The following is a 12,926-nucleotide window of genomic DNA, read 5'->3' as shown; positions in this document are numbered from 1 at the left end:
GACGTTGGACTTCGGACTCGTCCTGCAGACCGACCCGCCCGCCTCGCAGGTCGTGGGCCTGATGCGCCGGGCGGAGCGCAACGGCTTCCGCTACGGCTGGACCTTCGACTCCGCCGTGCTGTGGCAGGAGCCCTTCGTCATCTACAGCCAGATCCTCGAACACACCACCAAGCTCCACGTCGGCCCCATGGTGACGAACCCGGGCACCCGCACGTGGGAGGTGACGGCCTCCACCTTCGCCACCCTCAACGACATGTACGGCAACCGCACGGTGTGCGGCATCGGCCGCGGCGACTCCGCCATGCGCGTCGCCGGGCGCAGGCCCAACACCCTGGCCCGCCTGGGCGAGGCCATCGAGGTCATCCGCGACCTGGCCGAGGGCCGGGAGGCCGAGGTCGACGGCAGCCCGATCCGCATCCCCTGGATCAAGAACGGCAAGCTGCCGGTGTGGATGGCGGCGTACGGGCCCAAGGCCCTCGCCCTGGCGGGTCAGAAGGCCGACGGGTTCATCCTCCAGCTCGCCGATCCCTTCCTCACCGAGTGGATGGTCAAGGCGGTCCGCCAGGCCGCCGCCGACGCCGGCCGCGACCCCGACGCCCTCACCGTCTGCGTCGCCGCCCCCGCGTACGTCACGGCCGACGACTCGCCCGAGGCCCTGGCGCACGCCCGCGACCAGTGCCGCTGGTTCGGCGGCATGGTCGGCAACCACGTCGCCGACCTGGTCGCCAAGTACGGCGAGCACTCGTCGATGGTGCCGGAGGAGCTCACCGCGTACATCAAGGACCGGCAGGGCTACGACTACTCCCACCACGGCCGCGCCGACAACCCCGACACCGCCTTCGTCCCCGACGAGATCGTCGACCGCTTCTGCCTCCTGGGCCCCGCCGAGGCCCACGTCGAGAAGCTCCGGCACCTCGAGGACCTCGGCGTCGACCAGTTCGCCGTCTACGACATGCACGACAACCGCGAGGGCACCGTCGACGCGTACGGCTCCGACGTCATCCCCGTCCTCAACGGTTAGTCCGGCCCTCCGGCGGTCGTCGTCGGGTACGGACTCGGCGGGCCGGTCCGTCGTCCGCGGCCTCGGCCCGCAGGGCCCCTTCGACACGGCGTTCCAGGATCCGCGCGACGGCCCATGACGCGGCCGCGTCCAGGCGTTTGCGCGTGTCGGCGGGACGCGTCTCCACGACCGCGACCGTTCCCTCCGGTCCGGTCGTGACGCGGATCCGCGCGACGACCGTCGTGTCCGACGGCCCCTGCACGGCGAGGTCCAGTTCTCCGTGCCCGAACGCGGTGACCTCGTCCAGCCGCAGCGCGGGGTCCCTCTCCACGGCGTACCGCACGCCGTCGGTCAGCCGGAACGCCGTCCTGCCCACGACACCGGACACCCGTACCTCCCGGACGCACGGCAGGGCCACGGCCTCGGGGCCGAGCGCGAGCCCGTACCGGCGGGCCGTCCGCGCGGCGTTCGCCACGGTGGCCGTGGACAGCACGGCGGCGAAGCCGAGGGCGGGCACGGCCGCCGCGATCAGTGCCGGGGAAGCGGCCTCCCGCCACGGCGTGCCGTCGGCCAGGACCAGGACGGCCGCCACGGCGGCCCCGCACACCAGGCCGATGGTCAGGGCGGGCACGGTCAGGCGGCGTACGACCGCGAGCCAGTGGCCGGACATCGAACGTTCCTCTCGAAGACGAGAGCGAACCGTACCGCCCGCCACCCGCGGAAACCGGCGGGGGATGCGAAGCCGATCTTCCGTTCCGGTTCGGTCCGTGCCGTCGGATCCGACCGGTGGGACCGGAGCCCACCCACAGGGAAGGCCGAAGGCGTCCTGCCGGACCTGTCGGACGCCTGGCACGCGCGGATTCCCGTGGTGCACCACCCGGGCCGAATTCGAGACGGCCGAAAGTGCGGCCACGTCCACCACGGAAGAACTGGCAGAACCGGCCGAGCGGGAAGAAGTCCCGGACCCCGTCCCCGGGCCCGGCACCGCGCCGTCGGGGCCTCGCCCTCGCGGCGGTGCTGCTCGGGGCCGGCGCGTTCGGCAGCGGCCCGTCGAACGGGTCCGCCGAACGGATGACGGCAGGTGGCGGGACGTTCCGCCTCCCTTGACGCCCCCGCTCCGCAGGACGAGACTCCGCACGGTCAAGAACCCCACGTCCCGCACGGCCTCGTTCCGTCCCCGAACGAAGGGTTCCGTCCATGACCGCAACCGCGCCCTCCGGAAGACCCGGCCCCTCCGGCGCCCGGGACGGCCGTGTCGAGCTCGCGCCCGGCACGGCCCCCGCCGACCCCCGCTTCGCCAACGACGACCTGCTCCCCGTCCCCGTGGCCGACCGCCGCTGGACCACGTACAACTTCGCGGCCCTCTGGGTCGGCATGGCCCACAACATCCCCTCCTGGATGCTCGCCTCCGGCCTCGTCGCCCTCGGCATGGACTGGAAGCAGGCCGTCCTCACCATCGCCCTGGCCAACGTCGTCGTCCTCGTGCCGATGCTGCTCACCGGGCACGCCGGACCCAAGTACGGCATCCCCTTCCCCGTCCTCGCCCGTGCCTCCTTCGGACTGCGCGGGGCCAACCTGCCCGCCCTCGTCCGGGCCGGCGTCGCCTGCGCGTGGTTCGGCATCCAGACCTGGATCGGCGGGCAGGGCGTCTTCGTCCTGCTCGACGAGGTCTTCGGCGGCGGCTGGGCGGAGGCGTCGGAGGTCGCCGGTCAGCCCTGGACGCTGTGGCTCTGCTTCGTGCTCTTCTGGATGCTGGAACTCGCCGTCATCCACCGGGGCATGGAGACCCTGCGCCGCTTCGAGAACTGGGCCGCGCCCTTCGTGATCGTCGGCGCGCTCGCCCTCCTCGTCTGGATCACCGTCAAGGCGGGCGGCCTCGGTCCGCTCCTCGACCAGCCGTCGAAACTGGGCTGGGGCGCCGACTTCTGGCCCGTCTTCTTCCCCGCCCTCATGGGCATGATCGCCTTCTGGGCCACGCTCAGCCTCAACATCCCGGACTTCACCCGCTTCGGCGCGGGCCAGCGCGCGCAGGTCCGGGGCCAGACCCTCGGCCTCCCCACCACCATGACGCTGTTCGCGCTGCTCTCGGTGCTCGTCACCTCCGGCTCGCAGGCCGTGTACGGAGCGCCCGTCTGGGACCCGGTGGCGCTGGCCGCGAAGGCCGACAACGTCTTCGGGCTGCTCTTCGCCCTGGTGACCGTGCTCGTCGCCACCCTCTCCGTGAACATCGCGGCGAACGTCGTCTCCCCGGCGTACGACCTCGCCAACCTCGCCCCGAGACTGGTGAACTTCCGTACGGGCGCGCTGATCACCGGCGTCGTCGGCGTGCTCATCATGCCGTGGAAGCTCACCGCCACCCCCGAGCTGTACATCTTCACCTGGCTCGGCCTGGTCGGCGGCCTCCTCGGCACGGTCGCCGGCGTCCTCATCGCCGACTACTGGCTCGTCCGCCGGACCGCCCTCGACCTCGAAGGCCTCTACCGGGCCGACGGCCCCTACTGGTACCGGGGCGGCTGGAACCCGGCGGCCGTCCTCGCCTTCGCGGTCGGCGGCGTCCTCGCCGTCGGCGGCTCCCACTCGGCGCCGGGCACCGGACCGTTCCCCGAGGACGGCCTGATCCCGTTCCTCAGGCCGCTCGCCGACTACGGCTGGGCCGTGGGCCTCGCCGCCGCGCTCCTGCTGTACACCGCCCTCATGAGGCGCGGGGCGGCTTCCCGGCCGTCCGCCCGATCCAGCTGAGGTAGGACCAGACCCGGGTGTTCACGGCGGGGGTGTCGGTCGCGCAGCCCTTCCCGTACGAGACCAGGCCGACCAGGTACGGCCGCCCCGCGACCGTGTGGACCAGGGGACCGCCCGAGTCGTACTGGCAGGTGTCCCGCCCGGGCGCGTACGTGCAGAGCTGGGCGGCGGTCACCTGGGACATGCCCCGGGCCCCGCACGCCGCGTTGCTCATGGTGCCGAGGACCACGGTCCGCAGGACGTCGGAGGTACGGCCCCCGAAGGAGGTGGCGCCCCAGCCGGGGGCCTCGACCTGCGTGTGGTCGAAGGCGTCGTGGGCGTACCGGGAGGGCAGGGCGACCGGCCGCACGTCGCGGTCGAACGCCACCGGCTCGGCCAGCCGGACCAGCGCGATGTCGTCGCGCTGGGCGGCCGGGTCGTAGCCCGGGTGCGTGAGGAAGGCGGCCGGGGCCGCGAGCACCGCGTTCGGACTGTCGTCCCCGCGCGTCAGGTCGTGGTCGCCGAGGAGCACCCCCACGCGCGCGGTGTCGCTGTACGAGCCGGTCAGGCAGTGCGCGGCGGTGAGCACGTACCGCTCGCCGATCAGCGCTCCGCCGCACATCACCCGTCGCTCCGCCAGGTCCACCAGCCCCACCATGAACGGGTACTGGTGGGGCCGCGCCTCCTGGCCCCCGACGACCGCGTGGGCGGACGGCGCGATGCCGAGGGGGCACACCGCCGTCATCGCGCCCGCGACCGCCGCCATGAACTTCCTCGCCCGTCCCACCTGATCTCCGCCCTGTCGACACCCCGTCCCGGGCCGGGCGGGTGCGGAGACGTTTCCCCCCGCCCGCCGTGCCGCGGCCCGCGTGGGCATCAACGAGGAGGGCGCGCAGGGGTCACCCGACGACGGGGCCGAACCGACGGCCGAGCGGGCGCCCCCGCCGCGCGGACGGGCGGGGAGGGGGGAGGCGGGGGCGCTACGGCACCCGGGCGGTCCACTCCGCCGTGCCGAACTTGGACTCCGCCAGTTCCTCCGCCCGGGTCAGCTCGTCCTCCGTGAGGCGCCCCTCCGTGAGGCCGTACCGGTTCCGGAAGGAGGCGACCATCCGCTCGATCACCGTCTCGCGCGGCAGACCCGTCTGGCGCCGCAGGGGGTCCACGCGCTTCTTCGCGCTCCTCGTCCCCTTGTCCGAGAGCTTCTCCCGGCCGATCCGCAGCACCTCGGTCATCCTGTCCGCGTCGATGTCGTACGCCATCGTCACGTGGTGCAGGACCGCCCCCTCGCCCGCCACGAGCCGCTTCTGCGCCGCGCCCGCGATCTTCCCCGCCTCCGTGGCGATGTCGTTGAGCGGCTGGTACCAGGCCCGGATCCCCATGTCGCCGAGCGCGCCGAGCACCCAGTCGTCCAGGTAGGCGTAGCTGTCGGTGAAGGACAGGCCCTGCACGAGGGCGTCGGGGACGGAGAGCGAGTACGTGATGGTGTTGCCCGGTTCGACGAACATCGCCCCGCCGCCGCTGATCCGGCGCACCACCTGGATGCCGTGCCGCTCCGCCGCCTCCGCGTCCACCTCGTTGCGCAGGGACTGGAAGCTGCCGATCACCACCGCCGGGGCGCCCCATTCCCAGACCCGCAGGGTCGGCGGGCGCCGGCCGGCCGCCACCTCGGCCGTCAGGACCTCGTCGAGCGCCATGTGCAGCGCGGGGGACTGCGGCGGCTCGTGCACCAGCTGCCAGTCGTAGTCGGTCCAGTCCGTGGCGCGGGCGAGGGCGCGCCGGACCGCGACCCCGACGCCCTCCGTGGTCAGGCCGAACATCTGCGTGCCGGGCGGGAGCGCCGCGTCGATCCGCGCGGCGAGCCCCGAGGCGTCCGTGTCGACCGGCGCGCCCTCGAGGGCTCCGTCGATCGCGAGGATCGCCTCGTCCGGTTCGAGGAAGAAGTCGCCCGCGACCCGGACGTTCCTCAGGACCCCGTCCTCGGTGTCGAGGTCGACGACCACCAGCTTTCCGCCGGGGACCTTGTACTCGCCGTGACAGGCGCCGTGCACGGGAACCCTCCCTGCGTGTAAGGGGTGAACTGGGCCAAAGGGTACTCCCCGGGGAAACGGGGGGTGACGAGTGCGGCGTACCGGTTGTCAGCGGCCCGTGCTTAGCTGGGGGCATGATCGAAGACTTCCTTGAGCAGGTCCTCGGCGGCCGTACGACCGAGGTCGAGGAGGCCGTCCGCAAGGCGGCCGCCGCCGAGATCATGCCGCGCTTCCGGCAGCTGGCCGCCGACGACATCATCGAGAAGAACGGGCCGCACGACCTGGTCACCGTCGCCGACCGGGCCGCCGAGGCCCATCTCACCGCGTCCCTCACGGCCCTGCTGCCCGGCTCCGTGGTCGTCGGCGAGGAGGCCGTCCACGCCGACCCCACCGTGTACGGGGCGCTGCGCGGCGACGCCCCCGTCTGGATCGTCGACCCCGTCGACGGCACCCGCCAGTTCGTCCACGGCGACCCCGCCTTCTGCACCCTCGTCGCTCTCGCCCGGCACGGCGAGGTCCTCGCCTCCTGGACCTTCGCACCGGCCCTGGAGGAGTTCGCCGTCGCCGTGCGCGGGCGCGGCGCCACGCTCAACGGGCAGGAGATACGCTCCGGTTCGCCGGCGCCCGGCACGGTCCTGGAGGTCGCCACCTCGCACCCGGACTACACCACGCCGGACCAGAAGCGGGCCCTGCTCGGCCTGAACGTCGAGGGCGTCCGTCCCCGCCCCTGCGGCTCGGCCGGTCTCGAGTACCTCGCCGTGGCGCGCGGGGAGCTGTCCGGCACGGCGTTCTCCTGGGAGTACGCCTGGGACCACGCCGCCGGACTCCTCCTGGTCGCCGAGGCGGGCGGCGCGACCACGACGGTCGCGGGAGAGCCGTTCCGCATCGCCGGGGGCAACGCGCTGCCGTTCACGACGGCCCGGGACGCGGCGACCGCCGAGCGGATCCGGGCGCTCCTCGGGGGCGTGTGAGACGGGCTCCTCCACCCGCCTATCCTGGGGGCCCTGGCCATCGGCTGACGAAGGAGTCCGAAGGTGACGAACGAGACGTCGATGCTCGATGCCGTCGTCGTGGGGGCGGGGCCCAACGGACTGACGGCCGCCGTCGAACTGGCCCGGCGCGGCCTGTCCGTGGCCGTCTTCGAGGCCAAGTCCACCGTCGGCGGCGGTGCCAGGACCGAGGAGCTCACCCTCCCCGGCTTCCGTCACGACCCGTGCTCCGCCGTGCACCCGCTCGGCGCCGGCTCGCCCGTCTTCAAGACGATGCCGCTCGACCGGTACGGCCTGGAGTGGCTCCACCCCGAACTGCCCATGGCCCACCCCTGGGACGACGGCACCGCCGCCGTCCTCGCCCGCTCCGTCGCCGAGACCGCCGCCTCCTTCGGGCCGCGCGACGCCGGCACGTACCGCCGGCTCGTCGCCCCCTTCCTCGGCAAGTGGGACACGCTGGCGAGCGACTTCATGCAGCTGCCGCTCACCGCGCTGCCCCGCGACCCGGTCATGCTCGCCCGCTTCGGCCTCGCCGGGCTGCCGCCGTCCACCTGGCTGATGCGACGGTTCCAGGACGAGAAGGCCCGCGCGCTCCTCGCCGGGCTCGTCGGGCACGTCATCGCCCCGCTCGGCGGCATCGCCACCGGTGCCGTCGGCCTCGTCTTCGCGCTCGCCGCGCACGCGGGCGGCTGGCCGATGCCCCGGGGCGGCTCGCAGTCGATCTCCGACGCCCTCGCCGCGTACCTCGAGGACCTCGGCGGCGCCGTCCACACCGACTTCGAGGTCAAGCGGCTCGACGACCTGCCGCCGGCCCGCGCCTACGTCTTCGACACCTCGCCCACCGCCCTGGCCCGGATCGCCGGCTTCGGCGGGCACTACGACCACTACAGGTACGGCGCCAGTGTCTTCAAGGTCGACTACGCGCTCGACGGGCCCGTGCCCTGGACCGCCGAGGAGGCCCGCCGCGCCGGCACCGTCCAGATCGGCCCCACCGCCGGCGAGATCGGCACCGCCCTGTGCGAGGCCTCCTCGGGCACCGCGCCCGCCGCGCCCTTCCTCATCACGGCCCAGCCGAGCCTCGTCGACCCCTCCCGCGCCCCGGAGGGCAAGCACGTCTTCTGGGCGTACGGGCACGTGCCCAACGGCTGGCGCGGCGACCTCACCGAGGCGATCGAGCGACAGATCGAGCGCTTCGCCCCCGGCTTCCGCGACCGCGTCCTGGCCCGCGCCACCGCCGGCCCGCCCGAACTCGCCGAGCACAACGCCAACTACGTCGGCGGCGACATCGCCTGCGGCGCCGCCCGCGGCCTCCAGCTCCTGCTGCGCCCCACGCTGTCCCTCCGCCCCTACGCGACCCCGCACCCGGCGGTCTTCCTCTGCTCCTCCGCGACCCCGCCCGGCCCCGGCGTGCACGGCATGTCCGGGCACAACGCGGCGAAGGCCGTATGGCGGAGCCTGCGAAAATAGACTGGTCCCCATGGCCAAGTACTTCGACGTCCACCCCGACAACCCCCAGCCCCGCACCATCAACGCGGTGGCCGACTCCATCCGGAACGGGGCGCTCGTCGCGTACCCGACCGACTCCTGCTACGCGCTGGGCAGCCGCATCGGCAGCCGTGACGGCATCAGCCGGATCCGCGCCATCCGCGACCTCGACGACCGGCACCACTTCACGCTGATGTGCGCGAACTTCGCCCAGCTGGGCCAGCTCGTGCACATCGACAACGACGTCTTCCGCGCGGTCAAGGCGTCCACCCCCGGCGCGTACACCTTCATCCTGCCGGGCACCAAGGAGGTGCCCCGCCAGCTGCTGCACCCCAAGAAGAAGACGGTCGGCGTCCGCATCCCCGACCACGTGGTCACCCAGGCCCTCCTCGCCGAACTCGGCGAGCCGCTGCTCTCCAGCACCCTGCTCCTGCCCGACGAGGCCGAACCGCTGACCCAGGGCTGGGAGATCAAGGAGCGGCTCGACCACCAGGTGGACGCGGTGCTCGACTCGGGAGAGTGCGGCACCGAACCCACCACCGTCGTCGACTTCTCCAGCGGCGAGCCCGAGATCGTCCGCCGTGGCGCGGGGGACACCACCCGCTTCGAGTAGACGGCCCGGAAAGCGGTCCACCGGTCCCGGAAAGCCGATCCCCGGTCCGGAAAGCGGTCCACCGGTCACGGGGCGGCCCTTCCCGGTCCGGGCGTGATCACCGTACGGTCGCGTGTGAACGACCGTTCACGCACACTCACGGAGGTCCGACCCGCATGATCGTCATCGCCCACGTCAGCGACGTCCACATCGACGAGGGGCAGCGCAGCGCGGACCGGACCCGCGCCGTCCTGCGCTACCTGGAGGAGCTGCCGCACGACCTGGCGGCCGTCCTCGTCACCGGCGACATCGCCGACCACGCGACCCCGGACGAGTACGCGGTGGCCCGGGAGCTGCTGACCTCCCGTCACCCGCTGCTCGTCTGCCCCGGCAACCACGACGACCGCGCCGCGTTCCGCAAGGGCCTCCTCCCGGAGGAGACGACGGCGCGACCCCAGGCCCCCGTCAACCAGGTGCTCCGGGGGGAGGGCTTCGTCATCGCCCTCTGCGACTCCTCGGTGCCCGGCGAGCACCACGGCCTCCTGGAGGACGAGACGATCGAGTGGCTCGACGGCGTCCTCGCCGACACCCCGCACGAGGTGCCCGTCCTGGTCGCCTTCCACCACCCGCCGGTTCCGCTGCACACCCCGTACGTGGACGGGATCCGGCAGTTCGGCGAGGAGCGGCTCGCCGCGATCGCCGGCCGCCACCCCCACCTGACGGCCTTCCTCGCGGGCCACGCGCACACGGCGGCCGCCACGACCTTCGCCGGGCGGCCGCTGCTCGTCGCGCCCGGCGTCGTCTCCGCCCTCCGGCTGCCCTGGGAGAACCCGAGTCCCGAGAACCCGCACGTCCACCTCGACCTGCCGCCCGCCCTCGCCTTCCACGTCCTCGGCGAGGACGGCCGGCTGACCACCCACTACCGGAGCGTCACCGTCTGAGGCGGCGGAGACGGGGGCGGACGTCCATGTCGTTTTCTCGCCAGCCCGCGGGCCGTCCGTCCCCGATCCTTGAACCATGCACACCGACACCGAGCGCTGCGTCCAGGCCGTCCAGTCGAAGGACGCCCGCTTCGACGGCGTGTTCTTCACCGCCGTCCGCACCACCCGGATCTACTGCAGGCCCAGCTGCCCGGTCGTCCCGCCCAAGCCCGAGAACATGGAGTTCCACCCCAGCGCCGCCTCCTGCCAGCGCGCCGGCTACCGGGCCTGCAAGCGGTGCCGGCCCGACACCAGCCCCGGCTCGCCCCAGTGGAACGTCCGGGCCGACGCCGTCGCCCGCGCCGTACGCCTCATCCAGGACGGCGTCGTCGACCGGGAAGGCGTCCCCGGTCTCGCCCGGCGGCTCGGCTGGTCCACCCGCCAGATCGAGCGCCAGCTCCTCGCCGAACTGGGTGCCGGGCCGCTCGCCCTGGCCCGGGCCCAGCGCGCCCAGACCGCCCGGCTGCTCGTCGAGACCACCCCGATGGCCTTCGGCGAGATCGCCTTCGCGGCCGGCTTCTCCTCCATCCGCACCTTCAACGACACCGTCCGCGAGGTCTTCGCCCTCACCCCGGGCGAGCTCCGCGCCCGCGCGGCCCGCAGCTCACCGGTCCGGGCGACCGCGACCCCCGGCGTCATCGGCCTCCGGCTGCCGTTCCGCACCCCCTTCGAACCCTCCAACCTCTTCGGCCACCTCGCCGCGACCGCCGTCCCCGGCGTGGAGGAGTGGCGCGACGGCGCCTACCGGCGGACGCTGGGCCTCCCGTACGGCCACGGCATCGTCGCCCTCGCCCCGCGCACCGACCACATCGCCTGCCGTCTCCTCCTCACCGACCCGCGCGACCTCACCCACGCGATCAGCCGCTGCCGCCGGCTCCTCGACCTCGACGCCGACCCCGTCGCCGTCGACGAGCGACTGCGCACCGACCCGCTGCTCGCCCCGCTCGTCGACGCGGCGCCCGGCCGCCGGGTGCCCGGGACCGTCGACCCCGCCGAGTTCGCCGTACGGGCCGTCCTCGGCCAGCAGGTGTCCACCGCCGCCGCCCGCACCCACGCCGCCCGCCTGGTCACCGCGTACGGCGTCCCGATCGAGGACCCCGAGGGCGGGCTGACCCACCTCTTCCCGGACCCCGAGGCGCTCGCCGCGCTCGACCCCGAGGGCCTCGCCCTGCCGCGCAGCCGCCGCACCACCCTCCTCACCCTCGTCCGGGCCCTCGCCGACGGCTCGCTCCCGCTCGGACCCGCCGACGACCGCGAGGAGGCCCGGGCCCGGTTGCTCGCCCTGCCCGGCTTCGGGCCCTGGACCACCGAGATCATCGCCATGCGGGCCCTCGGCGACCCCGACGCCTTCCTCCCCGGCGACCTCGGCGTCCGCCGCGCGGCCGAGGGACTCGGCCTGCCCGGCACCCCGGCCGCGCTCACCGCCCGCGCCGCGCACTGGCGTCCCTGGCGCGCCTATGCGGTCCAGTACCTCTGGGCGACCGACGACCACCCGATCAACCACCTTCCCGCGTAAAGGACTCCGCCCCATGCCCGTCATCCGGCACACCGTCGTGGACAGCCCGTACGACCCGCTGACGCTCGTCGCCGTCGACGGCGTCCTCAGCCGCGTCCACATGACCGGCCAGCGCCACCGCCCGCCCGAGGAGACCTTCGGCGAGCCCGACCCGCGGCCCTTCGCCGAGGCGATCCGCCAGCTCGACGCCTACTTCACGGGCGGACTCACCGAGTTCGAGCTGCCGTTGAACCTGATCGGCACCCCGTTCCAGCTGCGGGTCTGGGAGCAGCTGCTGCGCATCCCGTACGGGGAGACCCGGACGTACGGCGAACTCGCGGAGGAGCTCGGCAGTCCCGGCGCCTCCCGGGCCGTGGGCCTCGCCAACGGCAAGAACCCCGTCAGCATCATCGTCCCCTGCCACCGGGTCGTCGGGGCGGGCGGCGGCCTCACCGGCTACGGCGGCGGCCTGGACCGCAAGCAGCGGCTGCTGGCCTTCGAATCGGGTGCGGCGGAACCGGACGCCCTGTTCTGAGCGGGGGTCCCCCTCAATCCGCCCGCTCGGCCAACCGCAGCGTCCGCTCCGCCAGTTCGCCGATGCGGATGCCGTCGAAGCCGAAGACGGCGCTGCGCACCCGGTCCCGCAGGGGCTCCGACCACTGCGGCGGGATCGCGGCCGCGCCGCAGCGGACTCCGGCCACCGAACCCGCCGTCGCCCCGTTGGAGTCGGTGTCCAGGCCGCCGCGGACGGTCAGCGCGATCGTCCGGGTGAAGTCCCCTTCCCCGTACAGGAGTCCGGCCGTCAGGACGGCCGCGTTCGGGACGGTGTGGATCCAGCCGAGGCCCGCCGTCCGCTCCGCGAGCTCGGTGAGCGCCTCCGACCAGCCGAGCCCCGCCTCGTACAGCGCGATCGCGCCCCGTACGGTCCGGGCGAGCCGGCTGCTCGCCGGCACCTGCTCCAGACCCGCCTCCAGGGCCGACCGCAGGTCCGGCGCGGTGAAGGCCGCCGCGATCAGCGCCGCCGCCCACATCGCCCCGTACACGCCGTTCCCCGTGTGCGAGAGGACCGCGTCCCGGCGGGCGAGCGAGGCGGCCCGGCGCGGGTCGCCGGGGCAGGCCCAGCCGTAGGCGTCGGCCCGGATCAGCGCCCCGATCCACTCCTGGTACGGATTCTCGTACGTGGCCGTCAGCGGCGGCCGCAGCCCGTTCGCGAGGTTCCGGTAGGCGGCCCGCTCCGCCGTGAACGTCTGCAGGTACGGCAGCCGCAGCAGCCATTCCTCGCCGACCTGCTCGGTGGTGAACGCGAAGCCGCGCGTCTCCAGGAGGTGCAGCCCCAGGACCGACCAGTCGACGTCGTCGTCCCGGCAGCTGCCGTCGATCCCGCCCCGCACGCACCGCTCCCACTCGGGCCGCAGCTCGAAGCCCTCCGCCCCGGGCGGCGGGGGAGGGAGGTAGTCCGTCAGCGGAAGCGCCCCGGTCAGCCGCAGATACGCGTCGATGCGCCCGCGGGTCCAGTGGTCCCCGCGCTCCACGGGCTTGCCGAGCATGTTCCCGGCGATCCGGCCCGTCCAGCCGCCCAGGATCCGGTCCCCGAGCTCCCCGTCCGCGAACCCCATGTCTCCGGTGTACCCAATCCGGCG

At 73.9% G+C, this 12,926-nt stretch carries 12 protein-coding genes; 8 read left to right on the top strand and 4 right to left on the bottom strand.

Annotated features, from left to right (window positions below):
- Window positions 1-4: 4 nt before the first annotated feature.
- Complete coding sequence (locus ACZ66Z_RS02585; protein WP_469932109.1) at window positions 5-1,021, top strand: TIGR03842 family LLM class F420-dependent oxidoreductase; 1,017 nt, start codon at window positions 5-7, stop codon at window positions 1,019-1,021.
- Here the strand turns inward: ACZ66Z_RS02585 and ACZ66Z_RS02580 are convergent.
- Entirely contained in the window at window positions 1,011-1,670 is a 660-nt protein-coding gene (locus tag ACZ66Z_RS02580; RefSeq protein WP_469932108.1) for a hypothetical protein, read from the bottom strand. The genes ACZ66Z_RS02585 and ACZ66Z_RS02580 overlap by 11 nt on opposite strands.
- 527 nt (window positions 1,671-2,197) lie before the next feature.
- On the opposite strand from ACZ66Z_RS02580, the gene ACZ66Z_RS02575 reads away from it, so the two are divergent.
- Window positions 2,198-3,739, top strand: a complete 1,542-nt coding sequence (locus tag ACZ66Z_RS02575; protein WP_469932107.1) for an NCS1 family nucleobase:cation symporter-1 — start codon at window positions 2,198-2,200, stop codon at window positions 3,737-3,739.
- Here the strand turns inward: ACZ66Z_RS02575 and ACZ66Z_RS02570 are convergent.
- Both ACZ66Z_RS02570 and ACZ66Z_RS02565 read right to left on the bottom strand, forming a co-directional pair.
- A complete protein-coding gene (locus ACZ66Z_RS02570; RefSeq protein WP_469932106.1) occupies window positions 3,693-4,484 on the bottom strand; it encodes a serine protease in 792 nt (263 codons plus the stop codon). The genes ACZ66Z_RS02575 and ACZ66Z_RS02570 overlap by 47 nt on opposite strands.
- A gap of 214 nt (window positions 4,485-4,698) precedes the next feature.
- Window positions 4,699-5,766, bottom strand: a complete 1,068-nt coding sequence (locus ACZ66Z_RS02565; protein ID WP_469932105.1) for a lipoate--protein ligase family protein — start codon at window positions 5,764-5,766, stop codon at window positions 4,699-4,701.
- A 113-nt stretch (window positions 5,767-5,879) separates the two neighbouring features.
- Between ACZ66Z_RS02565 and ACZ66Z_RS02560 the strand changes: the two genes are divergently transcribed.
- The 6 genes from ACZ66Z_RS02560 (at window position 5,880) to ACZ66Z_RS02535 (ending at window position 11,821) form a co-directional block, all read left to right on the top strand.
- Entirely contained in the window at window positions 5,880-6,716 is an 837-nt protein-coding gene (locus tag ACZ66Z_RS02560; protein WP_469932104.1) for an inositol monophosphatase family protein, read from the top strand.
- 81 nt (window positions 6,717-6,797) lie between these two features.
- Window positions 6,798-8,201, top strand: coding sequence for a phytoene desaturase family protein (locus tag ACZ66Z_RS02555; RefSeq protein ID WP_469932262.1), 1,404 nt, complete (start codon window positions 6,798-6,800; stop codon window positions 8,199-8,201).
- A gap of 10 nt (window positions 8,202-8,211) precedes the next feature.
- Window positions 8,212-8,832: an L-threonylcarbamoyladenylate synthase gene (locus tag ACZ66Z_RS02550; protein WP_030694474.1), complete on the top strand. Its 621-nt coding sequence runs from the start codon at window positions 8,212-8,214 to the stop codon at window positions 8,830-8,832.
- Between the two features lie 155 nt (window positions 8,833-8,987).
- Window positions 8,988-9,752, top strand: a complete 765-nt coding sequence (locus ACZ66Z_RS02545; RefSeq protein ID WP_469932103.1) for a metallophosphoesterase — start codon at window positions 8,988-8,990, stop codon at window positions 9,750-9,752.
- 76 nt (window positions 9,753-9,828) lie between these two features.
- Window positions 9,829-11,307, top strand: coding sequence for an AlkA N-terminal domain-containing protein (locus ACZ66Z_RS02540; RefSeq protein ID WP_469932102.1), 1,479 nt, complete (start codon window positions 9,829-9,831; stop codon window positions 11,305-11,307).
- Window positions 11,308-11,320: 13 nt separating this feature from the next.
- A complete protein-coding gene (locus ACZ66Z_RS02535) occupies window positions 11,321-11,821 on the top strand; it encodes a methylated-DNA--[protein]-cysteine S-methyltransferase (RefSeq protein WP_469932101.1) in 501 nt (166 codons plus the stop codon).
- 13 nt (window positions 11,822-11,834) lie between these two features.
- Here the strand turns inward: ACZ66Z_RS02535 and ACZ66Z_RS02530 are convergent, their stop codons facing one another.
- Complete coding sequence (locus ACZ66Z_RS02530; RefSeq protein WP_469932100.1) at window positions 11,835-12,902, bottom strand: ADP-ribosylglycohydrolase family protein; 1,068 nt, start codon at window positions 12,900-12,902, stop codon at window positions 11,835-11,837.
- Window positions 12,903-12,926: the final 24 nt, after the last annotated feature.

This window comes from Streptomyces sp. NPDC107498 (genome assembly GCF_055582805.1).
The sequence above is the reverse complement of the archived record's forward strand: the minus strand, read 5'-3'. Positions and strand labels throughout refer to the sequence as shown.

Excerpts from the sequence above, each read along its gene's own strand:
- ACZ66Z_RS02580 (WP_469932108.1), bottom strand. The coding sequence starts at position 1,670 with ATGTCCGGCCACTGGCTCGCGGTCGTACGCCGCCTGACCGTGCCCGCC.
- ACZ66Z_RS02575 (WP_469932107.1), top strand. The coding sequence starts at position 2,198 with ATGACCGCAACCGCGCCCTCCGGAAGACCCGGCCCCTCCGGCGCCCGG.
- ACZ66Z_RS02570 (WP_469932106.1), bottom strand. The coding sequence starts at position 4,484 with ATGGCGGCGGTCGCGGGCGCGATGACGGCGGTGTGCCCCCTCGGCATC.
- ACZ66Z_RS02560 (WP_469932104.1), top strand. The coding sequence starts at position 5,880 with ATGATCGAAGACTTCCTTGAGCAGGTCCTCGGCGGCCGTACGACCGAG.
- ACZ66Z_RS02555 (WP_469932262.1), top strand. The coding sequence starts at position 6,798 with ATGCTCGATGCCGTCGTCGTGGGGGCGGGGCCCAACGGACTGACGGCC.
- ACZ66Z_RS02550 (WP_030694474.1), top strand. The coding sequence starts at position 8,212 with ATGGCCAAGTACTTCGACGTCCACCCCGACAACCCCCAGCCCCGCACC.
- ACZ66Z_RS02545 (WP_469932103.1), top strand. The coding sequence starts at position 8,988 with ATGATCGTCATCGCCCACGTCAGCGACGTCCACATCGACGAGGGGCAG.
- ACZ66Z_RS02540 (WP_469932102.1), top strand. The coding sequence starts at position 9,829 with ATGCACACCGACACCGAGCGCTGCGTCCAGGCCGTCCAGTCGAAGGAC.
- ACZ66Z_RS02535 (WP_469932101.1), top strand. The coding sequence starts at position 11,321 with ATGCCCGTCATCCGGCACACCGTCGTGGACAGCCCGTACGACCCGCTG.
- ACZ66Z_RS02530 (WP_469932100.1), bottom strand. The coding sequence starts at position 12,902 with ATGGGGTTCGCGGACGGGGAGCTCGGGGACCGGATCCTGGGCGGCTGG.